This window comes from Streptomyces sp. NPDC037013, assembly GCF_055607265.1.
In genome coordinates this window covers 156,993-181,413 of sequence record NZ_JBVJRV010000005.1, presented here as the reverse complement: position 1 = coordinate 181,413, position 24,421 = coordinate 156,993, and the positions used below count along the sequence as shown (strand labels likewise).

At 70.9% G+C, this 24,421-nt stretch carries 21 protein-coding genes; 9 read left to right on the top strand and 12 right to left on the bottom strand.

Features of this window, described 5'->3' with window-relative positions; genetic code table 11:
* The first annotated feature begins 60 nt into the window (after positions 1-60).
* The gene (locus tag ACZ7DY_RS19885) at positions 61-255 is read left to right on the top strand and encodes a hypothetical protein (protein WP_471137031.1); all 195 of its coding nucleotides are present in this window, start codon (positions 61-63) and stop codon (positions 253-255) included.
* A 356-nt stretch (positions 256-611) separates the two neighbouring features.
* Positions 612-1,085 carry an ATP-binding protein gene (locus tag ACZ7DY_RS19880; RefSeq protein ID WP_471137030.1) on the top strand — a complete coding sequence of 158 codons (474 nt, stop codon included), beginning with the start codon at positions 612-614 and terminating at the stop codon, positions 1,083-1,085.
* A 12-nt stretch (positions 1,086-1,097) separates the two neighbouring features.
* Here the strand turns inward: ACZ7DY_RS19880 and ACZ7DY_RS19875 are convergent, their stop codons facing one another.
* Positions 1,098-2,438, bottom strand: a complete 1,341-nt coding sequence (locus tag ACZ7DY_RS19875) for an APC family permease (protein WP_471137028.1) — start codon at positions 2,436-2,438, stop codon at positions 1,098-1,100.
* Positions 2,439-2,692: 254 nt separating this feature from the next.
* Between ACZ7DY_RS19875 and ACZ7DY_RS19870 the strand changes: the two genes are divergently transcribed.
* Positions 2,693-3,532 carry a SigB/SigF/SigG family RNA polymerase sigma factor gene (locus ACZ7DY_RS19870; protein ID WP_471137027.1) on the top strand — a complete coding sequence of 280 codons (840 nt, stop codon included), beginning with the start codon at positions 2,693-2,695 and terminating at the stop codon, positions 3,530-3,532.
* A gap of 18 nt (positions 3,533-3,550) precedes the next feature.
* Here the strand turns inward: ACZ7DY_RS19870 and ACZ7DY_RS19865 are convergent, their stop codons facing one another.
* From ACZ7DY_RS19865 to ACZ7DY_RS19825, 9 genes are all read right to left on the bottom strand, one after another.
* Positions 3,551-4,783 (bottom strand): cytochrome P450 family protein, encoded by a 1,233-nt coding sequence (locus ACZ7DY_RS19865; RefSeq protein ID WP_471137025.1) that lies wholly within the window; start codon positions 4,781-4,783, stop codon positions 3,551-3,553.
* 13 nt (positions 4,784-4,796) lie between these two features.
* A complete protein-coding gene (locus ACZ7DY_RS19860) occupies positions 4,797-6,008 on the bottom strand; it encodes a cytochrome P450 (RefSeq protein ID WP_471137023.1) in 1,212 nt (403 codons plus the stop codon).
* A complete protein-coding gene (locus tag ACZ7DY_RS19855) occupies positions 6,005-6,616 on the bottom strand; it encodes a GTP-binding protein (protein WP_471137021.1) in 612 nt (203 codons plus the stop codon). The genes ACZ7DY_RS19860 and ACZ7DY_RS19855 overlap by 4 nt, the downstream gene beginning before the upstream one ends.
* Positions 6,594-6,950 carry a DUF742 domain-containing protein gene (locus ACZ7DY_RS19850; protein WP_471137020.1) on the bottom strand — a complete coding sequence of 119 codons (357 nt, stop codon included), beginning with the start codon at positions 6,948-6,950 and terminating at the stop codon, positions 6,594-6,596. The genes ACZ7DY_RS19855 and ACZ7DY_RS19850 overlap by 23 nt, the downstream gene beginning before the upstream one ends.
* Positions 6,947-7,363 (bottom strand): roadblock/LC7 domain-containing protein, encoded by a 417-nt coding sequence (locus ACZ7DY_RS19845; protein WP_471137018.1) that lies wholly within the window; start codon positions 7,361-7,363, stop codon positions 6,947-6,949. Before ACZ7DY_RS19845 ends, ACZ7DY_RS19850 begins: the two co-directional genes overlap by 4 nt.
* A 2-nt stretch (positions 7,364-7,365) precedes the next feature.
* Positions 7,366-8,721: an ATP-binding protein gene (locus tag ACZ7DY_RS19840; protein WP_471137017.1), complete on the bottom strand. Its 1,356-nt coding sequence runs from the start codon at positions 8,719-8,721 to the stop codon at positions 7,366-7,368.
* Between the two features lie 853 nt (positions 8,722-9,574).
* Positions 9,575-11,098, bottom strand: coding sequence for a glycosyl hydrolase family 18 protein (locus tag ACZ7DY_RS19835; RefSeq protein WP_471137015.1), 1,524 nt, complete (start codon positions 11,096-11,098; stop codon positions 9,575-9,577).
* 259 nt (positions 11,099-11,357) lie between these two features.
* The gene (locus ACZ7DY_RS19830; protein ID WP_471137013.1) at positions 11,358-12,173 is read right to left on the bottom strand and encodes an alpha/beta fold hydrolase; all 816 of its coding nucleotides are present in this window, start codon (positions 12,171-12,173) and stop codon (positions 11,358-11,360) included.
* A gap of 351 nt (positions 12,174-12,524) precedes the next feature.
* On the bottom strand, positions 12,525-13,874 hold the full coding sequence (locus ACZ7DY_RS19825; protein ID WP_471137011.1) for a wax ester/triacylglycerol synthase domain-containing protein: 1,350 nt from the start codon (positions 13,872-13,874) through the stop codon (positions 12,525-12,527).
* 343 nt (positions 13,875-14,217) lie between these two features.
* Here ACZ7DY_RS19825 and ACZ7DY_RS19820 point away from each other — a divergent pair, with 343 nt between their 5' ends.
* Positions 14,218-14,880 carry a hypothetical protein gene (locus ACZ7DY_RS19820; RefSeq protein ID WP_471137010.1) on the top strand — a complete coding sequence of 221 codons (663 nt, stop codon included), beginning with the start codon at positions 14,218-14,220 and terminating at the stop codon, positions 14,878-14,880.
* Positions 14,881-14,974: 94 nt separating this feature from the next.
* Here ACZ7DY_RS19820 and ACZ7DY_RS19815 read toward each other — a convergent pair whose 3' ends face one another.
* A complete protein-coding gene (locus ACZ7DY_RS19815) occupies positions 14,975-15,481 on the bottom strand; it encodes a DinB family protein (protein WP_471137008.1) in 507 nt (168 codons plus the stop codon).
* Positions 15,482-15,557: 76 nt separating this feature from the next.
* Positions 15,558-16,811, bottom strand: a complete 1,254-nt coding sequence (locus tag ACZ7DY_RS19810; protein ID WP_471137006.1) for a serine hydrolase domain-containing protein — start codon at positions 16,809-16,811, stop codon at positions 15,558-15,560.
* Positions 16,812-17,043: 232 nt separating this feature from the next.
* Here ACZ7DY_RS19810 and ACZ7DY_RS19805 point away from each other — a divergent pair, with 232 nt between their 5' ends.
* From ACZ7DY_RS19805 to ACZ7DY_RS19785, 5 genes are all read left to right on the top strand, one after another.
* Positions 17,044-18,648: an alpha/beta hydrolase gene (locus tag ACZ7DY_RS19805; protein WP_471137004.1), complete on the top strand. Its 1,605-nt coding sequence runs from the start codon at positions 17,044-17,046 to the stop codon at positions 18,646-18,648.
* Positions 18,649-19,390: 742 nt separating this feature from the next.
* Positions 19,391-20,332, top strand: a complete 942-nt coding sequence (locus tag ACZ7DY_RS19800; RefSeq protein ID WP_471137002.1) for a hypothetical protein — start codon at positions 19,391-19,393, stop codon at positions 20,330-20,332.
* A gap of 124 nt (positions 20,333-20,456) precedes the next feature.
* Positions 20,457-21,980: an amino acid permease gene (locus ACZ7DY_RS19795; protein WP_471137000.1), complete on the top strand. Its 1,524-nt coding sequence runs from the start codon at positions 20,457-20,459 to the stop codon at positions 21,978-21,980.
* A gap of 72 nt (positions 21,981-22,052) precedes the next feature.
* A complete protein-coding gene (locus tag ACZ7DY_RS19790) occupies positions 22,053-22,853 on the top strand; it encodes a GNAT family N-acetyltransferase (protein ID WP_471136998.1) in 801 nt (266 codons plus the stop codon).
* Positions 22,854-23,124: 271 nt separating this feature from the next.
* Complete coding sequence (locus ACZ7DY_RS19785) at positions 23,125-24,330, top strand: NAD(P)/FAD-dependent oxidoreductase (RefSeq protein ID WP_471136996.1); 1,206 nt, start codon at positions 23,125-23,127, stop codon at positions 24,328-24,330.
* Positions 24,331-24,421 lie beyond the last annotated feature (91 nt).

Below are 24,421 nucleotides of genomic sequence, written 5' to 3'. Positions count from 1 at the left end.
TGACGATCTCCGGCGCCACCGCGTCCCGCCGGGACGCCCGACGGGAGAAGGAGGTACACCGTGCCCAAGCCCCTGCGTGTGGAATACGTCTTGACCAAGCCCAAGTCGCCCTCGTGGTGGAAGAGGAACCGTCACCTGGTCCTGCTCGTCGTCGGTCTCCTCGTCGGCGCATGGCTCGTCGACGGCCACGACAGCACGGCCGCACCCGCCCCGGACCGACCGGCGCCGTCCCACTCGGCGGTCTCCGGACGCTGACCCCCTGCCCGGGGTCGACGCCGGCCGAGGTGCCACGGGGTGGGGCGCAGCAGCAGGAGTGGTAATACGCCTCGTTGAAGCCGTCGGTGCAGTCCAGCGGGATGGGGACCCGCTGGACGTCGACGGTGCCGCCGAGCGCGGCCGCGAGCCTTTCCCGGGCCGGGTGGTGGCGCGCCTCGGCCTCCAGGACCTCGGGGGCGTACTCGTAGAGCCAGAAGTGGGCCGCGTCCGGAACGCTCCCGGAGCGCCCCCGCGGGCGACCGCGCATTCGAGGGCATTCGGGGGGCTTTCAACGGTGTTTCCGGGGTAGGCGCTCCCTCGTGAGGCAGGACTGCTTGGGTTACAAGGCGGGACCTATGGATCAGACGGGGGATGACGGTGGACGGAAATCGCTGGTCAGTGGGAACGTTTCGGTTTCCGAGGTCTTCGAGGGCAGTGACGAGATCGCCTCGGCCCGGCAGGTCGCACGGACCTTCCTGACGGACGTACAGGCCGTTCACGGCCTGCCCGTCTCTGGCCGCGCGATGGGCATGGTCCAGCTGGTGGTCAGTGAGCTGGTGACCAACGCGCGGAAGTACGCGCCCGGACCGTGTGTGCTGAAGCTGGAGGTCCACGGAGGCGCCGTCGAAGTCAGCGTCTGGGACAGCAACACCACGCTCCCCGCCGTCCTGGCGCCGGACCCGTCGCGGGTCGGCCAGCACGGACTGGAGATCGTGATGGCCCTGTGCCAGAGCTTCCAGGTGCACCGGGAGCCGGTCGGCAAGCGGATCACCGCGTCGATCGGGCTGGCCGACGACCCGGGGGGAGACCTCGCGGGCCGTCAGGTTTGACTCCGGATGTGACTACTGCCCGCGCTCGCCGTCGGGCCGGCGGCCGCGTCGTGCCGCGAGGAGGCCGAGCGCCGCGCCCACCGCGAGTACGACGAGGCCGCGCAGCCACACCTCGCGCTCGACCTGGGTGGCGAGCAGGACACAGGAGGCCGCCCCGAGGACGGGGAGGATCGTGGGGACCCGGAAGTGCTCCCGCTCGCCCGGGTCCCTGCGCAGCACGAGCACCGATACGTTGACGATGAAGAAGACGACGACCAGGAGCAGCACCAGCGTCGAGGCTAGCGTGGCCACGTCGCCGGTGAGGGCGAGCAGCAGGGAGAGCGCCGTCGTCGCGCCGATCGCGGCCCAGGGCGTGCGCCGGCCGGGCAGCACCCTCGTCAGGAACTTCGGCAGCAGACCGTCCCGTGCCATGCCGTAGGCGAGCCGCGAGGACATGATGCCGGTGAGCAGGGCGCCGTTGGCGACGGCCACCAGGGCGATGGCGCTGAACAGCTCCGTGGGGACGCCGCCCGCCGCCCGGACCACTTCGAGCAGGGGGCCGCTGGAATCGGTCAGCGTCTTCGTCGACACCGCGGCGGCGGCCGTGGCACCCACCAGCGCGTACACGGCACCGGCGGTGATCAGCGCCCCGAACAGCGCGCGGGGGTAGGAGCGGCGCGGGTCGCGGGTCTCCTCGGCCACGTTGACGGACGTCTCGAAGCCGACGAACGAGTAGTAGGCGAGCACCGCCCCGCTCAGCACGGCCGCCGCGGGCCCCTTCTGTGATGTGCCCAGGTCGTCCAGGCGCCCGAGGTCCCCGTCGCCGCGCAGCACGACCCACGCGCCGAGCCCGATGACGAGGAGCAGCCCGCTGACCTCGATCACGGTGGCGACGACGTTGGCGCGTGTCGACTCGCTGATGCCCCGCGCGTTCAGCAGCGCGAGCCCGCCGAGGAAGACGACGGCGACGAGCGCGATCGGCAGCGTGACGAACTCGACGAGGTAGTCCCCGCCGAACCCGCGTGCCAGGGCGCCGACCGAGACGATGCCGGAGGCGAGCATGCAGAAACCCGCGAGGAATCCGGTGAAGGGGCCGAACGCCAGCGTCGCGTAATGGGAGGCCCCACCGGCCCGCGGGTACTTGGTGACCAGCTCGGCGTAGGAGGCGGCGGTCAGCAGCGCCAGACAGAGCGCCACGACCAGCGGCACCCACACGGCGCCGCCCGACTCCGCGGCGACCTGGCCCACCAGCACGTAGACGCCGGCACCGAGGACGTCGCCGAGGATGAAGAAGTAGAGCAGCGGCGTGGTCAGGGCCTTTTTGAGGGGCGGCGGGGCAGCCTGTGCCGCAGGAGTCGTTCGGGTCGCTTTCACGCGGAGCCGTGTACCCGGTTCGGGGCGCGGAAGACAACGATTCCCCCGTATGCAGGATCACACCGCCGCGGCCGCGATCCGCCCCGTATTCCCCCATTAGGACCAGTTTGTTCCCGGAGTTCCAGGACACAAGGCCTTCGACGTGCTTGAGCAGCCAGGCACATTCACGGGAGCGGCCGCCGGACCGTCTCGCGGTGTGCTCGTCGCGCTCCCGTGCTGCCGACATCGACAGCTCTACGGGAAAGGCCAAGCGAATGCCGCGCAGCTCAGGACAGCCCGACCGCCACCTCGACCGCCACCTCGACCGCCACACCGACCGCCACACCGACACCCCGGAGACGGCCGCCGACTTCGAACGCCTGGCCGCACTCCCCGCCGGCGCGGAACGGCGGCGACTGGCCGAACAACTGGTGGAGGCCTGGCTCCCCATGGCCCGGCGGCTCGCCACCAAGTTCCGTGACCGCGGCGAGCCGCTGGAGGACCTGGAGCAGGTCGCCTCCCTGGGGCTGATCAAGGCGGTGGACCGTTACGACCCGGCTCAGGGGCCCTTCGTCCCGTATGCGATCCCCACCATCGTCGGGGAGATCAAGCGGCACTTCCGGGACCACGCCTGGCACGTCCACGTGCCCCGGCGCGTGCAGGAGCTGCGCGCCAGGGTGCGCACCAGCATCCGCGAACTGGCGCTCGCCGACGCCGATCAGTTCCCGACCGTGGCCCGGATCGCCGCGCACGGCCGGATGAGCGAGGAGGACGTGCTCACCGGCATGGAGGCCATCGACAGCTTCCGCGCGCTCTCCCTCGACGCCCAGCTGACCACGGGCAGCCCCGACGAGGGCGCCCCCGTGCTGGCCGACACCCTCGGGCAGAGCGAACCCGAGTACGACGCGGTGATCGCGCGCGAGACCGTCAGGCCGTGCCTGGCCCACCTGCCCGAGCGCGAACGCCGCATCCTGAACATGCACTTCTTCCTCGACATGTCGCAGGCCCGCATCGGCGCGGAGCTGGGCATCTCCCAGATGCACGTCTCACGGCTGCTCGCCCGCGCCTGCCGGAGCGTGCGCGAGCAGGTCGGGCACGACGCGGTCGCCGCCTGACCCCGCGGGCGGAGGGGGTCAGGCCGCGGCGGGCCGCAGGCGGACGGGCAGCGTCTGGTGGCCGTTGCTGAGCAGGGAGCCGAGGGGCTTCAACTCATGGGCGGGCACGGCGAGTTCCAGCTCGGGGAAGCGCTCGAAGAGCAGGCGCAGGGCCGTGCTGATCTCCAGGCGGGCGAGCGGGGCGCCCAGGCAGAAGTGGACGCCGTGGCCGAAGGCGAGGTGCTCCTTGAGGGTACGGGTGATGTCGAAGGCGTCCGCGCTCTCGCCGTGCCAGTCGGGGTGGCGGTTGGCGGCCGCGTAGGAGGCGAGGATCGCCTCGCCCCTGGCGATCGTCTGGCCGTCGGCCAGTTCGATGTCGGTCACGGCGAACCGCAACGGCAGGTGCCTGACCGCCGGTTCGAGCCGCAGGGTCTCCTCGACCGCGTCGTCCCAGGCGGCCTCTCCCGACCGGAGCAGCGCGAGCTGGTCGGGGTGGGTGAGCAGCTGGAAGATCCCCTGATCGATGACGTTGACCGTCGTCTCGTATCCGGCGCTGATCATCAGCAGCAGGGTGTCGCGCAGCTCGTCCTCGGAGAGGCCCCCCTCCTCGTCCCCGTCGCGCGAGGTGATGAGCAGCGAGGTCATGTCGTCGCCCGGTTCGGCGCGCTTGGCCTCGATGAGGAGGTGGAGCGCCTCGTAGAGGGCCTTGGTGTTGGCCTCGGACTGCTCGGCGGTCAAGGTGGTGTCGAAGACGCCGTCGACGACCCGCCTGAAGGCGTCCTGCTGTTCGGCCGGTACGCCCATGAGACGGCTGATGACCGCGATGGGCAGCGGGTAGGCGAGCTGTTCGCGCAGGTCGACGATGTCGCCGGGCGGCAGCGCGGCGAGGCGGTCGAGGATGCCGGTGACGACGCCGTCTATGTCCTCCCGCAGCGCCGTGATGCGGCGGTGGCTGAAGGCGGGCGCCACCATCCGCCGCAGCCGCCGGTGATCCGCCCCGAAGGCGGTGAACATGTTCTCCACCGCGACCCACAGGGCCAGCGGCCACCGCTGGACCGCCTCGCCGTACTCCGGCCAGTGGGCGCGGGCGTCCTTGGAGACGTCCGGGCTGGTCAGCAACTCCTTGAGCAGCGCCGGGTCGGTGACGGACCAGGCCGTCACGCCGAGGATGTCGACGCGCACCGCCTGCCCGTGCTCCCGCAGCAGCCGGTGCTCGTCGTGGGCGCGGGCCCCGGTGGGGTCGAGGGCGATCGGTTTCACGGGCGTGGCCATGGCGTGAGTCCCTTCAGACGGATGCGGCGGCGGTGGGGAACAGGACGGGCAGGGCGGTCAGTGCCCGGTGGAAGGGCCCGGGGCGCCAGACCAGCTCCCCGGGCGCGGTGGCGAGGTCCATCTCCGGCAGCGCGTCGAGGAGATGGGTGATGGCCGTCTCGGCGATGAGGTACGCGTGCGGGCGTGCGGGGCAGGCGTGCGGACCGGTGCTCCAGGACAGGTGGGCGCGGTTGCTCGCGATGCGCTGGTCCCCGAGGGCGGGGTCGTTGTTGCAGGCGGCCATCGAGATGACGACCGGCTGGTGCGCGGGGAGCAGGAACCCGTCTACGTCGACCGGGTGCGGCGGATAGCTGATGCAGTAGTTCGCCATGGGCGGGTCGGTGTAGAGCACCGTGTCGAGCGCCTCGCGGACCGAGGAGCCGCCCGCGTGCAGGTCTCCGGAGAACTGGTCGTCGGTGAGGATCCGCAGGACCGTGTTGGTGATGAGGTTGGTCAGCGGCTCGATGCCGGCCCCGTAGAGGGTGACGAGCTGGTGCGCCATCTCCAGGTCGTCGAGGGCCGCGGAGTGGGCGAGGAGCCGGGAGGTGATGTCGGCGCCGGGCTGCCGGCGGCGCAGCTCCACCAGGTCGCCGACGGCCTGCGAGAGGATCTGGTTGCCGCTGGTGGCGTCGACCCCCTCGAAGATCTTGGCCATGCCGTCGGCGATGCGGCGGCCCACCTCGTCCGGGCAGCCGAGCAGCGCGCTCAGGACACGGAAGGCGATGGGCCAGGCGTACTGGGAGAGCAGGTCGGCGCCCTCGGCGTCACGGAACTCGGCGATGGTGGCATCGGCCACCCGCTCGACGACGGTCCGCAGTTCGTGCTGGTCGACGGCGTCGAGCGCGGCGGTGTTCGCCGACCGGTAGCGGGTGTGCGCGGGGCCGCTCGAACGCAGCGCGTTGGGGCGGTACTCCATCATCGGCCGGACCGGACACGTGTCGGGAACGGACTGCTCCCACACCCGCGGGTCGGCCGGGAACCGCAGCGGATCGTTGAGGATGCGGCGGGCCTGGGCGTAGCCGATGACGAGGGTCGCGGGGACACCGGGGACGAGATCCACCGGCACGAACGGACCGAACTCGGCCCGCATCCTGGCGTACGCGGCGTGCGGATCGGCCGCGAACCCGGCCTCGTACAGGGCGATGCGGTGCTCGGACGCCACGTCGATCGTGGTCGGGCTGGTCACGGGCGGGGCTCCAAAACGGGTGCGTGCAGGTCGGTCAGGTACTCGCAGAGGGTGATCAGGGCCAGGACGCCGGACGTGCCGTCCCGCGCGTCGCACGTCGTCAGGGGGGTGTGCGGGTCCAGGTCGAGGGCCTGGCGGATCTCGTCCAGGTCGTAGCGCGGCGCCCCGTCGAAGAGATTGACCGCCACGGCGTACGGCGTGCCCTGCTCCTCGTGCAGCGCGAGGATCTCGAAGGACGCCTCCAGATTGCGGGTGTCGACCAGGACCAGCGCGCCCAGCGCGCCCTCGGTCAGCCCCGCCCACATGGGCCGGAACCGGCCCTGCCCCGGTGTGCCGAACAGGTACAGCACGAGGGCGTCGCTCAGGTGCAGCCGCCCGAAGTCCATGCCGACGGTGGTGGTCGTCTTGCGCGGGGTGCGCGCCAGGTCGTCGACCCCGGCGCTGGCCTGGGTGATCCGCTCCTCCATGCGCAGCGGCGGGATCTGCGACACGCTGCCCACGAGCGTCGTCTTGCCGACGCCGAAGCTCCCGGATATCACGATCTTCGCGGAGCGGGTCACGCCGGGAGGCACGTAGATGAGGCCGTCAGACGAGGGCGCGGAGACCACGCAGTACCTCCTGGAGCAGATCGGTTTGGGGTTGGTCGTCATCGGCCGCGACCGGGCGGGTCAGCAGGCCCGCGTCGATGAGGGAGGAGACGAGGATGCGCACCGTGGAGGGCGGGAACTCCAGCGCGGCCGCGATGTCCGCGACCGCGAGCCCGCCGCCCCTGGCGTGGGTGAACAGGCCCATCACCCGGCGGGCGTCCGCGCCAAGCCCCTCGCCCGGGCCGCTCGCGGCGAGCACCACGGTCTCCAGGCGCACATCCGGATCGGCGCGCACACGCCCGTCGGTACGGACGTAGGGCCTGACCAGATCCGGGTCCCGCCGCGGCCCGCTCACGTCGTCGGCAGGCCGGGTCCGGAAGGCTCCCGCGGGGCGACCTTCATCTCGTGGCCGACGCGCTGGGCCAGCTCCAGCATGTGATGGGTGATCAGGCCGATGTCGGCGTCCGGACCGCTGGTCTGCACCGACAGCATGGTGTTGCCGCCGGCCTGGGTGATCAGCCCCACGTGGTTGGTGAGCTCGATCAGCGCCTGCCGGGTGCCCCCGCCGCCGGTCTCCTCGTCGTAGGCGAGCGCGGCGGCGCGTACGGCCGCCGTGATCGCGGCGAACTTCTCCGCGTCGTCCTGCCCGATCCCGGACGTCCGGGAGTGCAGCAGACCGTCGGAGCTCATCAGCACCGCGTGCCTGACGCCCTCGATGGACCCCAGCGAGCGGTCCAGCAGCCAGCCAAGTTCGTTGCCGGTGGTCACGGTCAGGCTCCTTCGTGCGAGGTGGTCGGATCTTCGGTGCGGGCGCTGCGCGTCCCCTTCGCCCAGGCCGCGGCGACGGCGGGACGCCCCGGCGCCGCCTGCCCTCCGGAGGCCGCGGCCCGCTCCCCGTCCACGGCAGGCGGGCCCGCGGGCCGTGCCGTCCGGGCGCGCCCGGCGCCCGCCCGCGACCGGACGGTCAGCCCGCTGGCGGTGGTACGCCTTGCGGGCTCCGCCGCCGGGACCGGGGCGGGCGCCGCCGCGGCGGTGGTCAACAGACTCTTGGGGATGAACATGTAGACACGCGTGCCGCCGAAGGGGTTCGGGGCCTCCAGGTCGATCCGGAACCCATAGGCGTCGGCGAGGGCCGCGGCCGCCCGCAGTCCGGTCTGGGGGTGCGCGCCGAGCTGGTTGATGTCGTCGCGCCGCTCACCCGTGAGGATCTTCCTGGCCCACGTCAACTGCTCCTCGTTCATGCGCAGACCGGCGTCGTCCACGATGACCGAGACCCCGTGGTGGCCCTCCTGGAAGGCGACGTGGACCCGGGCGGAGGAGGGCGAGTAGCGGACCGCGTTGTCCAGGAGCACCGCCAGGGCGTGGACGATCGGCCCGACCGCCCGGCTCGTCACCGTGACCCCGAGCTCCTGGTGCTCGACGCGCTCGTACTCCTCGATGCTGCCCATGGCGGCCCGCACCACGTCGGTCAGCGGGGTGGCCGGCCAGCGGCGCGACAGCTTGCCCCCGGACAGGACCACGTAGTTCTGGGCGACGAGGAGCATCTGCTGCGTGGGGTGGTCGATGCCGACCAGCGTCTCGTACGCCTCGTCGCCCTCGTGCCGCCGCACGCCCTGGCTCACCCGCTGGCTCAGCTTCGAGGCCATGCCCACCATCGTGGACGAGACGGCCCGCACCGCCGCCCGGCTGGACTGCTCGGCGGCCTGCCGCGCGCGGGCGACGTCGTCCTGCGCGGTCTTGCGGACCTCGTCGATCTGGGCGCTCGTGCTGTTCTGGGCGTCGTACTGGACCTTGCGCACCGTGTGCGCGGCGGAGTCGGCCAGTTCCGTCAGGCGGCGTGCGAGCGGCGTGCCCACCAGGGCCTCGGGCAGTTCGATGTCGACCCCGTGGCCCGTGCCCAGACGCTCCGCCTCGGCCCCCAGCCTGGGGATCACGCCACCGGCGAGCTGGGCGAGCACCTCCTCGGTGGCACGCTGCCGTCCGGCGATCTCCTCGGCCTCGCGACGGAGGCGGCCGCTCGTGGCGCGTTCACCGCGGTACTGGTCCCAGAACCGCCAGGCCGCACCGCCGGCGGCCAGGGCCAGAACCGACGGCACCACGGTGGTGGCCTGTATCAGGTCTGTCATCACGTCCTCTACAGGTGTCAATGGGGGGGCGAGGCGGCCCGGTGCCGCCGGCTGGACGGGGTGACTGCGGGCGGACCGGCCCCCCGCGTCCGTGACGGGCGCGCCGCCCGGCGGGAGGGGGGTGTGCGGAGGGCGGGCGCCAACTACGAGAGGGCGCGGGCGGGTTGCCGGCCGACCGGGCGGGAGCGCGTCACGGGGGAGACGGTACGTCTCGTCGAACTCATCGGCACTTCCTGGATCCCTCGGTTCCGGCAGGCTTCCCACGGCACGCTTTTCGGCCAACTGGTGGCGCAAAAGAACCAGTTGGTCGCCGTGCGTCAACGATATCTTGTCGTGTCCACCGTTTGCGGACCGGATGACTTCGGTTAGCCGGAGGGTCAGGGTGGGGGCGCGTGGCGGGGCGGAGGCGCGTGGCTCCTCCCGGTGGCCCAGCGAAGTCAGGTGGGTGATCGCCGCGTCCAGGCGGACCGGGGCGGGAGCGAACTCGCCCGCCTCCGGGCGCGGCAGCAGGGCGCGGATGGGCGGACGGCGAGAGGTCGGCCTGAACTCGCTGGACCCGGTCGTTCCAGTCGGCCGACTCCGCAGCGAGGGTGACGAACTCCGTCGTGGCGGCTTTGAGGACTCCGCCCGCGTACAGCGCCCGTACGCGGGCCAGCCGCAGCCGTGTCGCGAGGCGGTCCTCCAACTCGCCCGCTGCCACGCCCGGTTCGGCCAGGCCTCGTGCCGCCAACTGGGCTACGAGAGCGCCGAAATAAAAAGAGAGCGGTCGTCGGGCCGCCCCGTAAACAACGCGCCCCCGCTCAGCGAAACTACCGCCGGGCCGGGGACGAACGGCCCCAGCCCGGCGGTGGGCTCAGCAGGCGCCGAGGTCCTGCCAGACGCCCCACTCGCCGGTGGTGCCGGGCTCCTCGCCCGTCGTCCACCACTTGGCCTTCCAGGTGTGCCCCTTGTGCGACACCTGCTGGCCGCCGGTGTAGACGGCGCCAGAGGCCCAGGGCGCGGCCGTGCACTGGTTGCCGCTGCCGCCCGTGACCGTCAGGGAGTACGTCGCCGAGTGCGCGGCGGACGGGCTCGCGCCGGTGACCACCAGCTTGTACGTGCCGTTGACGGCCGCCGCGGTCGTACTGACCGTGAGCGTCGAGGACCCGCCGGCCGTCACCGAGGCGGGGCTGAGGGAAGCGGTGACGCCGGCGGGGGCACCGCTGACGGTGAGCTTCACGCTCTGCGCGCTGCCGGACGTCACCGACGTCTTGACCGTGGCGGTGAGCGAGCCGCCGGCCTTGACCGTCCCGGAGGCGGGCGTCGTCGACAGCGAGAAGTCGTCGCTCGGCGCGGTGCCGCCGCTGGTGAACGGCGCGAAGATGCGGGAGAAATCCCAGGTGTTCTGCTCGATGCCGGAGCAGTTGTCCGCGGCGGCCCCGCCGGGGCAGCTGCCGTTGTCGCGCTGGAGCGCCCAGAACGAGATCATGTTGATCCCCTTGGCGACCGCCCAGTCGTACACGTCCCTGGCGTTGGCGAGGGTGAACGTCTCGGCCGGGCCGAAGTCGTCGACGCCGGGCATCTCGGTGACGCCGATCATGCCCCAGAGCTGGGTGGGGCTCTTGCCCGGGTAGAGCCGGGCGAGTTGGTCGTAGAGGCCCTGGGCGGCGGTCTTGGTGTCCTGGGCCATGTCGTGGGCGGCGTTGTCGTAGTAGTCGAACGTCATGAGGTTGACGACGTCGACGCGGGCGCCGTTGGCCACCGCGTTCCTGAGCACGGCGAGACCGCTGTCGGCCAGGCCGTGGGTCGTCGTCGGCAGGGTGTACGAGATCTCCAGCTTGCGTCCGCTCGCGGCGGCCCACTCCTGGACCTTCTTGATCGCCTTGTTCCGCCGGTCGATGCCGGCGGTGTTGTCGAGCGAGTCGACCTCGATGTCCATGTCGAGCCGGGGGATGTCGTAGGTCGTGACGACCTTCTCGTACACGGCGGCGATCTGGTCGACGTCCGTACAACTGTCGGCGATCTCGGTGCCGGTGGTGTCCGCCGTGTAGCCGCCGAAGGACGGGATGACGTCGCCGCCGCGCCCCTGGATCGTCTTGATGTCGGCGCCGAAGGACGACGCGGCGACGGGCAGTGAGGTGTCGCCGTTCCAGTAGGCGGTGCAGGAGCCCTTCGACGCGGTCTGCAGGAACGCCATCGTCAGGTGCTTGGCCCCGGACTGGGCGCTGAGCTGGGCGGGGCTCTCACCCGTCCACGACTCGAAGTAGGGCGCGAAGACACGGGCGGGGAGCGGGGTCGCGGCTTGGGCGGGGGAGCCCGAGATCGCGGTCAGGCCCAGAGCGGCCACCGCGGTGGCCGCCGCGGTGAGCGCGGCACGGAGGGAGCGCATACGTCTCATGGCCATCCAAGAGGGTGAAGCGGCGTCAACTGAGCTGTGACGCACGGGAGGTGCTTACGGAATAGTCCTGTGATCAGAGACATGTCAATGGTCTGAACCAAGTAAGGACTAGACCAATCCGCGTACCTCTCCGCGCCGGGCGTGCCCATACCGCACCCACTCGGCCCCGGCACCGCTGGTCAGACGGCCGCCCCGCCCGAGCCCTCGCCGGGACGGCCCACCGAACCACCCCGCCTCGCTGCCACCGCTGTGGAGGCGGCTACCCGCCGAGAAACCCTCCGAGAAATGCTCCCAGCGCGTCGCCGATCCGCTCGGGCGCGTTCTCCGTGGGGATGTGCCCCGCGTCCGGAATGCGTACGAGCGTGGTCCGCGGCATCTCCGCGGCGAACCGCTCCGCGTACTCGACCGTCTCGTACTCGTCGTCCTCGCCCCAGATCAGCAACTTGGGCACCAGGGAACGCCGCAGAGCCGGAACGAGACCGAGGGTGGAGCGGCTGTCGGCCGCAGCTGCCAGCGCCATCCACGACCGGCGGACGCGCGCGGAGGTCCACGGTTCCAGGTACTCGGCGACCCGCCGCCCGGTGGCGGCACCGGCCGGCGCCGCCGTCGCCGCGGCCCGGCGGGCTTCGAGGACGTCGTCGACGGTGGCACCGCCCGTACCAGGACCGGCGTCCCGGAAGCGGGCCACGTGCGGCGCGGGCCAGGAGTCGTAGGTGACCGAGTTGACGAGGGCCAGCCGAGACACATCCAACTGGCCGTGTACGAGAAGGTGTTGGGCGACGACACCCCCGATGTCATGCCCCGCAACGGCGACGGGCCCGGAGACCCCCAGAGCGTCGGCGAACCGAGCCACCCACGCCGCGAGAGCCGGAACCGTGGCCGTCTCGGGGGTGAGCTCCCCTCCCGAGCACCCCAGCCCCGGCATGTCGACGGCAACGGGCCGCAGCCCCGCCCCGGCGAGCCGCCCCAGAACCGGAAGCCAGACCCGGCTCCAGTACGTCCCGTGCAACAACAACACGACGGGCCCGCCCCGCTCGACGGTCAGATAACTGGCCACGTCACCGTCGACCTGCACTGCGGCCCTGAGTACGCCTGGATAGGCCGTATTGGCTGTAGTGGCTGTAGTGGCTGTATCGGAGATTTCCCTCATGGGGCCACGGTGGTTGGGTCGGGCCACCCGGACGAGAGTCCAAAAAGACATGCCAAGGCACATTCCTGCCATGCACGTTCCGCAGAGCCATGTCCTCCGCTGTCGCCGAACGAGTGGAGCTCCATAACCTGCACTCCTGAGTGCAGGAATTTCTCCAAGAGCGCGGCGTAAAGGCCCGGCTGCACGGAGACAAATCCGCGAGCCGCTGATGAGGGCCGGGCGCCGGGCGGCAGCCGCGAAGAGCCCCGCCCGCGGCCCCCGCCCCCACCCGACCCGTCACCTCTGCGCCAGTTCCTCCAGTTCCGCGATCACCGCGTCGCCGAGTGACTGGGCCTCGTCGGGGCCCATGTTGCACACCACCGACAGGGCGAAGGACTTCTCGGACGCGAGGAGGGCGAAGCTCGCGTTGCCCGGGCGGTGCATCGGGGGCAGCACGATGGCGCGGAGGAAGTCGTGTCCACGGAAGGTGCTCGGGTCGTCGGGCCAGCGCACGACCGTGGTGGAGGTGGCCATGAAGGACGGCCGGTACCCCCTCCCGGTCATCGGCCCGGTCGCCCAAGGGCACACCTTCCGCACGGCTTCCCCCGCCAAGATCAGGGGGGATTGGGCGGCCGCCCTGGACGGCACGGCCCGCAGCAGGGGCCGCGACCGCCGGAGCCGGTCCTCCGGCGTGTCCGCGTCGATCGGCAGCCGGACCCGGACGGCGGTGATGATGTTCCCGAGTTCGTCACGGTTGTCCTGGGTCCGCAGGTCGCAGGGGACCGCCGAGTAGACGTCCCTGCTCTGCGGCCCTCGCTCCTGCACCCCCTGCCCCTGCACCCCCTCCTCCGGCGGCCACTGCTCCGGTGCCCCGAACGTGGTGCGCAGGGCGCCGGAGACCGCGCTGAGCAGCACCTCGTTCAGGCTCGTGCGCCGCTCGCCGTCGGGCTGTTGACGTGCGGCGGACACCAGTTGTGGGGGAATGCTCAGCAGGGCGACGGAGGGGCACGTCTCGGTCGGCCGCGGCACGGGGAGCGCGCGGCCGGGAGCGGTCAGGGAACGGATCTCGCGGCCCAGCCCCCGCAGCCGTACCCGAGGCAGAGCCGTGGGCCGTGCGGACACCCGGGCCGGCGCGGTGCCGTCCATCAAGGCGCACAGCAGTGTCTGCAGAGAACGTCCGTCGAGCAGCATGTGCTGCGCCACGAGCGACAGGGCGAAACCCCCGTCGGGCCCTCCCGGCACGAGGTACAGCCGCCACGGGGGCAGCCCGCCGGGCAGCGGCCGGTCGATGGACTCGGACCACAAGTCGGCGAGTTTGGAAGGGGAGTTCAGCACGTGGGTCGCGGGGTCGAACGGCCCGGGGGTGACCCACCACGCGGACCGCCGCGGCGTCCGGCCTACGCGGGGGGCTTCGGCGCGACGACTGCCGGTGCGAAAACTGCCGGTGCGCAGACCGCTGGCGTGAGGCTCGTCGAGTACGTAACTCATCCGCTCCAGCGGCGTCCACCGCTCGGCGACCCGTTCCCGCACCTCGCGCAGATCCGGTGGTGGTCCCGAGAAGAGCGCCGCCATCCCCACCACCCCGGGGCAGCCGTTGCGCAGCAGCACCTCGTCGGAGAAGGACAGCTTCGTGCGATGTGTCGCCATGCTCGTTCCTCGAACTCGTCCGGTCTTCTTCGTCCTTGGGGCCCCGCCGCGCGGCGCGGGCCCGGCCCGGCGTCAGCAACTCCGCGCACGGAGCCGCCCTCAGGAATTCCGTGGGAACTCCGCGCGGGGCCCCAGCCTCAGGAACTCCGAGGGTCGGCAGAAGTCACGGACACACGGCCCACGTCCGACTTCGAATACGCGGCCGACGGTCACCTGTGAGAGGCATCGAATCACTCGGATGGCCCAACCGAGGCAGGCTTCCGGCGGACGCATCCCTAGCCTCGGGCAGATGGAGTACTCCCCTGCGATCCCCGACGACTCACGGCCCTCCTGGCCTCAAGCTGTGGCTGCCGGGATTCTGGTGACGCGCCGGCTGGGACGCCCGTTGACCCGGCTGTCCTGGCCCGCCGCCTATCTGCTGTGGACGCTGCCGATGCTGGCGGCCCATGCGACCGGGGGGTTGTTCGAGCAGGACGGCGCCACCGCGGCGGTCCACGGCCTCAAGGCACCGTGGCCGCGCCGGGCGCTCGCCCTCGTCATGCTGGCCGGTGTCCCGGCCGGGCTCACCCTGCTCATCGTCGGCCCCGCGTGGCTCGCGGCCGTCGCCGCCGCGGCCGTCGGCGTCCCCGCGCGTGTCACGATGCTCGTGGTCGGCGCCGCGACGGCCACCGTGATCGGCGCGGAGGTCGCCCGATGCATGCCGACCCTGGTCAAGTCCGTGCAGGCCACCCTCACGGTGCGGCGTCTGCGGGGTGACGGCGGCGCCTGGTTCCGGATCGGGATGTTCGCCGGGCCGGAGGACCGCCCCATGGCCGTCGTACGGTTGGTGCTCCACGCGATGGCGTGGCAGGACCAGCACCACCTCGGACTGGTCGCCTTCGCCTCCACGGCTCGCATCGGCCGCTTCCACACCCGCATGGGCTTCGTCCCAGACGAACACTGCCCGAACCTGCGCGTACGCCCGGCAGGGGGAGGCAAGCCGGCCGTACCGGGCGAAAAGACGTAACCTTTCGGCTGGTTGCGGCAGCGGCGGGGACACCCACCCGGAGCCCCGGCCGGGCTGTCAGTGCACGGGCCGCCGGTCGCGTAGGGGCTAGGGTCTAGCCTCCCGTCGTGCCGTCGAGCAGCTCGCGCAGGATGTCCAGGTGGCCGTTGTGGCGGGCGGTTTCCTCGGTGAGGTGGAGGAGGATCCAGCGCAGGTCGACGTGGAGGCCGTTGCGGATGGTTCCCCGGGCCCGCGCGTCCAGATCGGTTCGGGCGACCAATTCGCGGTAACGGGCGCTCTGTTCGGCATACTCGTCGAGCAGCTGCGGAAGAGGGAAGTCGACGGCGATGCGCATCTCGCGGTCGGGGTCCTCGTCGGTCCAGGGACCCTGGTCCTCCTCGCCGAGGAAGATCACCTGGAACCAGTGGTACTCGACCCAGCGGAGGTGGTTGACCAATCCGCTCATCGTCATCAGCGGTGAGGCCGGCAACAGGGCCTTGCGCGCATTCTCCGCGGAGACGCCCTCGCACTTGGCGCGGGTGGTGGCACGTGCGTAGTCGAGGAACGTGGTGAGCTGGGTGCGTTCGTCCCACGCGGGTGGTGTGTCATCGATTCTTGTCATCGCGCGAAGCGTCCACGATCACCGTGGCCGATGTCGAGGCATTTATCGACCATGCCCTCGGCTTGTCCCGCCCGACTCACCCCTTCCCTTCACCGCAGAGTTGGCGGTCCACGAGTTTCATCATGCTGCGCTCGGTGTCCTTGCCGCCGTCGCTGGTGACGTACACCGAGGCGGTCCGGGTGCCGTCCCGGGTCGCGCCTCCCCAGGTGACGTAGCCGAGCAGTTCGCCCCGGTGGCCGAAGTAGCTGCCGCCGCAGGAGAGCGGGATCTCGGCCAGACCGAGTCCGTACCCCGCACCCAGCTGGGGCGCTGGCATCGTGGTCGTCATCGCGTCGAGCTCCGCCGGCTCCAGCAGGCGGCCGCCCAGCAGCGCGGCGTAGAACGTGTTCATGTCGTGCGCGGTACTGATGATCGAGCCGGAGCCGACGGCCATGCTCGGGTCGAGCGTCGTGACGTCGGTGCCGGTGTTCGTTCCCGTGCTGGTGCCGGTGCCGGTGCCGGTGCCGGTGCCGGTGCCGAACGAGGTGTAACCGCGGGCGTGCGGGCCCGTGATGAACGGGAAGGTGCCGGGCGTACTGGTGTCCGTCAGGCCCAGCGGCCGGATGATCCGGTTTTTCACCTCCCGCTCCCAGCTCCGGCCCGTGACCTTTGGAATGATCATCGCGGCGAGGATGTAATTGGTGTTGGAGTACGACCAGTTGGCGCCGGGGGAGGGCTCACTGGGATCACTGGTATCACCGGGGTCGCGGGGCAGCGGCGGGTGCCGCATGGCCAGTCTCACCAACTCCTCCGGGGTGTACGTACGGAACCGCTCGGCCCGGTAGCCCTCCGCACTCCGCAGCGCCGGCACGTCCGGCCCGATGTCGTGGATGCCGCTGGTGTGCTGAAGCAGCTGTCGCACGGTGACCTGGCTGCCGTCGTTGCCGTTGCCCTGGACCACCCCCGGCAGCCACCGTTCGACGGTGTCGTCCAGGGACATGCGCCCCTCGCCGACGAGTTGCAGCACGACTGCGGCGGTGAAGGTCTTGGTGGCGCTGCCGATCCGGAACCTTCCGTTAGGTGGCATCGGCCTCTGGGTCCGCGTACCGGACGTCCCGGCACGCGCGCTGTCCCGTCGGCCCGGGGAGGTGACCTCGGCCTGTACGCCGACGACGCCGGATGCGCGGAGGGCGTCCACCTGCCGCTGGAGCGGATCGTCTGCCGGGGACTCCGCCACCGCCGCCGTAAGACCGGACGACGCGGCGAGGAGGGCCGCGGCCAGCCCGCACGGGACGACGAGCAGACGCCGCCGACGCCGTCCGGAGGAACGTACGCCTGCAGCCTTCGTCATAAAGATGCCTTCTCTTTCTTCATGAAGATGCCTTCGCTGTCGAGGAGTGGGCGGTCGGCGACCATCCCACCAGCGGGGAGGGGGACGGCACAGCCGGATGTCCCCCTGGTGCGCCGATGCGCTGGCCTCAGGGTGGGGCGGGGGTAAACCCCCGGGCTGGGGATGGCCTCCCTGAGGTCCGGGGGACAGCCGTAGTGAGTGGGGGCTGCTGTTCCACTTAGCGTCTGACGGTGTGACAGAGAAACGGAACAACCCCCTCGGCCCGACCGCCCGCCGCGCCTCCCTCGCCGGAGTCACCCTCGCCGCCTGCCTCGGTACGGCCCTCGCCAGCGCCAGCGCCAGTGCGGTCACGGCCGCCCCCGGCGACGCGACCACAACGACGAGATCCGGATCCGACTCGCTCGCCCGTTACTACAACCAGCCCCTGAACTGGGGCAGTTGCGCCCAGAACCCGGACGACGCCAAGGGCCGCGACCTGGACAAGGCGGGCGTGCAGTGCGCGGACGCCGTCGTACCGCTCGACTACACCGCGCCCCAAGGCCGTACCATCACCGTCGCGATATCCCGGCTCAAGGCCACCGACACCCGCCACCGCATCGGATCGATCCTGCTGAACAACGGCGGGCCCGGCGGCACCGCCCTCGAGTCACCGCCCGAATTCCACGCGTGGATGAAGAAGGCGGGACCGCGTTACGACATCGTCGGATTCGACCCGCGCTTCGTGGGCCGCAGCACCCCGCTGGACTGCGGCTGGCCCGTCGGCACGAACCTCTTCTCGGCCGGTCTCGGCCGGTCGGGTTACGACCGTCAGGTCGCCCTCAACAAGAGCCTCGCCGCCAAGTGCCGTGCCACCAACGCCTCTCTGCTGCCGCACGTCAGCACGCGCAACACGGCCCGCGACATGGACGTCATCCGCGGTGCGCTCGGCGAGCGGAAGATCTCCTACTTCGGTTACTCGTACGGGACTTACCTCGGCACGGTCTACACGCAGATGTTCCCCGGCCGCACCGACCGCATGGTGCTCGACGGCGCGATCGACCCGCGCAAGTTCGGCCCCCGACTGCTCCAGGAGGCCGTCGGCGAGAACGAACGGGCGCTCGCCGACTGGGCCACCTGGGCCGCCACCCGCGACACGACCTACGGCCTCGGCCGCACCCGGGCCGAGGTGCTCGCCACGGTCGACCGCATCATCAGGGAGTCCGCGCGCAAGCCGTTGACGGTGGGCACCGCCCCGGAGACCTTCCAACTGGACGACACCCAGGTCCCGTTCGTCCTGCTGTCCGGCGTCGACAGCGACACCGACGCATCGCGCACGGCGCTCGCCGAGAAGATCTCCGTACTGCACAAGGCCGCGAACGGGCAGCCGACCGAGCTGTCACCGTCCTTCGCCGGCCTCCTGAAGTTCGCGATGACCGGCGAGCAGTCGCACACGGGCAGCGTCCAGTCGGCGATCATCTGCGGCGACCGGGCGGCCCCGCGCGACCCCGAGGTCTACTGGCGGGACATCGAGCGCAGCCGCGCCACAGCCCCGCGTTTCGGCGCGCTGGCCCACAACATCAGCCCGTGCGCGTTCTGGGACCGGCCCCGAGAGGAGCCGACCCGGGTGAAGCACGATGCCAAGGTGCTGATCGTCTCGGCCACCGGCGACCCGCGCACCACGCACAAGGGTGCCACTGCCCTACACGGACTGCTGCCCAGCTCCAAGCTGCTCACGGTGCGGGGCGCCAACCGCCACGCGATCTACGGCCTCTACGAGAACGCCTGCGTCGACACCAAGGTCAACCGCTACCTGTCCACCGGCAAACTGCCCGCCCGCGACCAGACCTGCCCCAAGTAGGTCGCCGCCCGAGACGTGCCGAGGTATGCCGAGGTATGCCGAGAGAAGGATCGGCATCTCCCCTGTGGCAGCGTTTGATCACAGCCAGTGACCACCGTATCGAACTGGACGATGATTCCGCGCCCGGACGACCGCCTCCGGCATACCCGTACGTTCCCGGATGCTCCGTCAATGCGCCGTACCCGTACGGGATTTCGCTGTCTGCCCGCAGCCTCCACCCCTCCTCAAGTGACCTTGGTGCATTTGCCCGAGAACACGTGGCAGCAAATGCCGCAGTCCCGGCGACGCACAGCCTCAGTACTGTGACCGGCGGGCCCGGTCACAGATGGCTACGCCCGCCCGTCGCATGGCCGAAACCTGAGGCTGAGCACCCTGGCAATCCTGGGATTCACTGGCCATGCGCCTCTCCAGGCACTTAAGTACCTTCAGGCGGTCGCTGCCGACCACGGGCGAGAGCCACGGACCGGGTTTGCACCAGCGGCGGCCTCCTTCCTGCCCACCCCCCCCGCCCCTTGCCCACCGTCCTCCGCATGACCGCGCTCGCCCGTCCCAACTGCCAAGAGGGTCCTTCTGCCATGCTCGCCAGTGCACACCGTCCGGTGTCGTGCTCACACCGATCGGGCCATGCGCAGGCGCCCGGGCAGCCGCCCCATCGGGGGCCGCGCTGATGGGGAGTTCGAGCCCGGCCGGCCGGGACGCGGACCTGCATGCGGCGGTGCAGGACATCCAAGCGGGATATTGGATGCAGATGCGGCAAGTGCTGGCCCGGACGGGCAACTGGCCGCAGTGGACGTCTCGTACTCAGGTACTGGGAGTCGTCGCCGCTCAGGCCAATGTCGTGGAGTTGTGGCTGAAAGAGGAACCGGAGAGCCTCGCCGCCCGGGTGATGTACGCCAGAGTCGCCACCGAACGGGTGTTACAGGCCCACCGCAGGCACTGGGGGCGTGACCACCGGCGGGCGGGGGACCTGGAGAAACTGGTGGCCCGGGCCCGGGAGGCCTGCCATCGGGCGGGCGAGGGAAATCCCCACGACTCGGTGCCGTGGATCTGTCGCCTTGCTCTGGCCGAGACGGACACGGAAGGACGCTACCCGGAGCATCGCGTGGCCCCGCCGCCCCACGAGTACCTGCTGCCCGGCGGACCGTGGGGTCTGCTGGGGGAGGTGCACCGACGTGATCCGTTCAATCGCGAGGCGTGGCACCGCATGTCCCAGGCGCTCCAGGCCCGCCCGGGGCCGGCGGGCCGCCAGGCGGTCGCGACGGACTTCGCCCGCTGGACGGCCTCCTTCGCGCCGGTCGACTCGCCCCTGCTCATGCTGCCCCTCTACGCCCGCGTACAGGAGTACCGGCAGCGGCGGGACAACGGCGCCGAGGGCATGCTCAATCTGCTGTGGACCAGGGAGGACACCACCCGGGCCGTGACGCAGGCATTCGAGGGGTGGTTCCAGAAGTGCGATCCGGTCACCAGCTCCCAACTGGACCTGAACTACCTCGCATACGCCCTGGCGAGAGGCGGCTTCGCGCAGTGGGCGACCGAAGTCTTCGACGCCATCGGCGACTTCGCCACGCCCGCCCCGTGGCAGTACGACCCGCGTAACCCGAAGGGCCAATGGCGGAAGGCATTTGAGGAGGACCGCGACGCCTGCCTGAGGTCCCGCCCGCGGTACACGGGAGAACATCCATGAGTACCGGCCCGGTTCCACAGGCGTGCGACGCCACGCCCCACGTCCCGGCTCTCACGCCCCGCCCGGCGGCCCGGCGGCCGGCCCACCTGCCCCCCTCGATCCAGCTTTCCTGTGCGGAGATCCCATGACTTCGGTAAGAACACCGCGCCAGCAGTCGAACCCGGTCGACGACGGAGAGGACGCGCGCATCCTCCAGTCGCTGGGCTACACCCAGCAACTGCACCGCCGGATGGGGGCCTTCGGTAATTTCTCGGCGTCCCTGTCGGTGATCTCGATCATGTCGGGGACCCTGCTGCTGTTCGGCTACGGCCTGAACTCAGGAGGCCCCGCGGTGATCACGTGGGGGTGGCTCGCCGTCGGGCCGCTGGTGTTGTGCCTGGCCGCGGCCCTGGCGGAGATCACCTCCCGGTACCCCACCAGCGGTGGTCTGTACTACATGGCCCGCCAGCTCGGAGGTGAGCGGTGGAGCTGGTACACCGGCTGGCTCAACCTCCTCGGCCTGCTCGGTGGAATCGCCGCCCAGGACTACGGCATCGCGACGTTCACCGCCGCGTGGATGAACCTGCAATTCGACTACACGCCGTCCCCTGGCTCCCTGCTGGTCTTGTACGCGGTCATCCTCGCGCTGCACGCGGTCCTGAACCTCTTCGGCACACGGCTGATGAACATCCTGACGTCCCTGAGCGCGTGGTGGCACCTGGCAGGCGCCGTCATCATCATCGGCGCCCTGACCTTGGTGCCCTCCCACCACCAGTCGGCCGGCTTCGTCTTCTCCGAGTTCACCAACAACACGGGCTGGAGCGCGCCGATTTACGTGATCCTGCTCGGCATGCTGCTGCCGGTCTTCGCCCTGGCCGGTTACGACACCTCGGCCCACCTGAGCGAGGAGACCAACCATGCCTCCGTGGCCGCGGCCCGCGGGATCTTCCGCTCGGTGGCGGTGTCGTGGGTCGCCGGCGGCGTCCTGCTGACCACGCTGCTGTTCGCCGTCCAGGACTACGCCGCGACCCTGTCGGGGCCGACCGGCGTACCGGTCGCGCAGATCCTGCTGGACGCGCTGGGCATGGCGGCGGCCAAGGCCCTGCTGCTGGTGATCATCGTGGCCCAGTTCCTGTGCGGCTACACCGTGACCGCCAGCGCCAGCCGGATGATCTACGCCTTCGCCCGGGACGGCGCCCTGCCCGGATCGGTGCACTGGAAGAAGATCAGCCGTCGCACCGCCATCCCCGCCAACGCCGTCTGGCTCGCGGTCGCCGTGGCCTTCGTGCTCGCGCTGCCGTCCCTGTACTCCACGACCGCCTTCTCGGCGGTGACCGCCATCTCGGTCGTGGGCTTCACCTCGGCCTACGCCATCCCGGTGCTGCTGCGACTGATCCACGACGACCGATTCGTCCCGGGCCCCTGGCACCTGGGCCGCTGGAGCCGGCCGATCGGCTGGGTGGCCGTGGTGTGGGCGGCCGCGGTCACGGTCCTGTTCCTGCTGCCGCAGAGCAGCCCGATCACCACCACCACCTTCAACTACACCCCCGTCGCGGTCGTGGTGGCCTTCCTGATAGCGGCCCTGTGGCGGCGCTTCGGACGCGACTCGTACCACGTGCCCCGCTCCAGTTCCCCGACCGAGGAGAAACAGTTCGAAGGCATCATCTGACGACAGCGGCACGGCACGACACGGTGTGCCGCACGTAGAGTTCCAACGACCTCAACAACGCATGGGAGTACGGTGACTGCCCTCACGGAGTCCATCGAATCGGCGCAGCAACTCGCGGTGGCCTGGCGGGCTTTGGTGCTCGACCGCGATGCGGACGCAGATGTGCGGGACCTTCCCGGCATCGCCGTCCGCTGGGCGGACTGCCGGTTCTCGTTCTACAACTGCATCACTCTGACCGAGCCGGGGGCAGGGGCTGATCTTCTCGCACGACGCCTGAGCGAGGCGGCGGACATCATGCGTGCGAAGAAGCACCCTGGCTATCTGTGGCTCTTCGAGGACCTCCTGGACGAGGAGGGCCGCACCACGCTGGCCACGGCGTCCGAACAGGCCGGACTGCAGTACGCCTTCCCCGGCAGAGGCATGGCCGGCGACATACTGCCCATCCCTGACCCGGTCCACCCGGACCTGACGTTCGTACGTGGGCGCACCGACGAGCACCTGCGGGCGTACGCGGACCTCCAATCGCGCGCCTACGGGTTTCCCCTGGAGGAAGGCCGCGACGGCCTGGTCGGATCCGCGTACTGGAAGAGCGAGGTCTACGCCTACCTGGCCATGCGCGGCGACACTCCGGTGGCGTGCGCCGCGACGGTCGAGGCACAGGGCCGCCTCTTCGTCGCCTTCGTCGCCACGGACCCGCAGTGGCAACGCAGAGGCTACGGCGAGGCGGTCACACGCAAGGCCCTGCACGAGGGCGCCCGAGCCACCGGCCTGACCCGCGCCACCCTGCACGCGACGGTCGCCGGCGCCCCGGTCTACCCACGCATCGGCTTCACCCCGAACTCGCCCATCCACTTCTACAACTTGAAGGAGTGAGCCGCCGAGGGCCGAGTCTCACGCCTCCTACGTTCTTCTGACCCGGGGTATACGGGCGGCTTGGAACGCCTGGTTGGAACGGGCATGTTGACGGACTTCCGGACGTCCGGATTTACCGACTTCCGGGGTTCGTGGACCGTGTGTCCAATCCTCGAAGTGGCCCGCGGTACTCTTACCGACCTGTGATCCACGCCACATCCACTTCCTGTCAGAAATCGGGACGCTGCCCCGCTCAAGTCACCGGGCGCAAGCGAACCGACAGGAGCGAGACATGAAGCACTGCATCGTCGTCCTCGGCGCCGGATATGCCGGGGCCTACGCGGCCGGGGCCCTGGCCCGCCGACTGTCCCCGGCGGACACCGAGATCACCGTCGTCAACGCCGAGTCGGACTTCGTCCAGCGACTGCGGCTGCATCAGCTTGCGGCGGGCCAGGAGATCGAGGCCCCACAGCTCGCCGACGTCTTCGCGGGTACGGCGGTACGGCTGCGTCGCGCTCGTGTCACCGCCTTCGATCCCGAGCGCCGGGTCGTCGCCGTGGCCGATGCCGACGGGGGCGGCGAACTCGGCTACGACACGCTTCTCTACGCGCTCGGCAGCCACGCCGCCGACCATGGCGTCCCCGGCGTGGCCGAGTACGCCTTCGACGTCGCCGCCCGGCCCTCCGCGCTGCGCTTGCGCAAGCGCCTGGACTGCTTGGAGGGGCGGGGTGAAGGCGGCCATGTGCTGGTCGTCGGCGACGGGTTGACGGGAATCGAGACAGCCACCGAGATCGCGGAATCCCGCCCCGGTCTGTCGGTGACGCTGGTCGCCCGCGGTGAGCTGGGCGCCGCGCTCTCCGCCGGGGCCCGCAGTCACCTGCGCCAGACCTGCGACCGGCTGGGCATGACCGTCTTGGAGCACACTAGGGTCGAAGCCGTCGAAGAGAGGTGGGTGTTGTGCGCCGACGGTTCCGCCCTGGTCTCCGACGCGACGGTGTGGGCGGCCGGGTTCGCGGTCAGCCCCATCGCCGCCGTGAGCGGGCTTCAGGTCGCGGAGAACGGTCGGATCGTCGTCGACAGCACCATACGGTCGGTCTCGCACCCGAACGTCTACGCCGCCGGTGACAGCGCCTGCGCCATCGGCGACAACGGCCGGCCACTGCCGATGTCCTGCGCTTCGGCCGGCCACACCGGCCGGCAGGCCACGGACGCGATCGTGGGACGCCTGACCGGAAGCAGGATTGCGAACACCAGGCTGGAGTACCTGGGCAACCACATCAGCCTCGGGCGGCGGGACGGAATCCTGCAGATGGTCGACCACGAAGGACGGGCAAAGCCGACCTACATGGGCGGGCGCAAGGCCGCGCGGATCAAGGCGGGCATCGTAAGGATGTCGCTGTGGGCCACCTCGCACCCGACCTTCGGCCTGCCCAGGCGCAAGCACCGCCTCGCCAGTGCCGCCTCGGATGTGTCCACCGCCGAGAAGACGGTCGCGTAGCCGCGTCCCCAAGCTCGCCGGGCAGTACACACCCAGCTCTCAGCGGGGGTACGGCGGCGCGGGCTCCGTTCCGCCTGCCGGCAGCCCGATC

Coding starts and splice junctions, on each gene's coding strand:
- ACZ7DY_RS19800 (WP_471137002.1), top strand. CDS start 19,391: ATGCAGATGCGGCAAGTGCTGGCCCGGACGGGCAACTGGCCGCAGTGG.
- ACZ7DY_RS19865 (WP_471137025.1), bottom strand. CDS start 4,783: ATGGCCACGCCCGTGAAACCGATCGCCCTCGACCCCACCGGGGCCCGC.
- ACZ7DY_RS19880 (WP_471137030.1), top strand. CDS start 612: ATGGATCAGACGGGGGATGACGGTGGACGGAAATCGCTGGTCAGTGGG.
- ACZ7DY_RS19825 (WP_471137011.1), bottom strand. CDS start 13,874: ATGGCGACACATCGCACGAAGCTGTCCTTCTCCGACGAGGTGCTGCTG.
- ACZ7DY_RS19815 (WP_471137008.1), bottom strand. CDS start 15,481: ATGACAAGAATCGATGACACACCACCCGCGTGGGACGAACGCACCCAG.
- ACZ7DY_RS19840 (WP_471137017.1), bottom strand. CDS start 8,721: ATGACAGACCTGATACAGGCCACCACCGTGGTGCCGTCGGTTCTGGCC.
- ACZ7DY_RS19870 (WP_471137027.1), top strand. CDS start 2,693: ATGCCGCGCAGCTCAGGACAGCCCGACCGCCACCTCGACCGCCACCTC.
- ACZ7DY_RS19810 (WP_471137006.1), bottom strand. CDS start 16,811: ATGACGAAGGCTGCAGGCGTACGTTCCTCCGGACGGCGTCGGCGGCGT.
- ACZ7DY_RS19785 (WP_471136996.1), top strand. CDS start 23,125: ATGAAGCACTGCATCGTCGTCCTCGGCGCCGGATATGCCGGGGCCTAC.
- ACZ7DY_RS19795 (WP_471137000.1), top strand. CDS start 20,457: ATGACTTCGGTAAGAACACCGCGCCAGCAGTCGAACCCGGTCGACGAC.
- ACZ7DY_RS19835 (WP_471137015.1), bottom strand. CDS start 11,098: ATGAGACGTATGCGCTCCCTCCGTGCCGCGCTCACCGCGGCGGCCACC.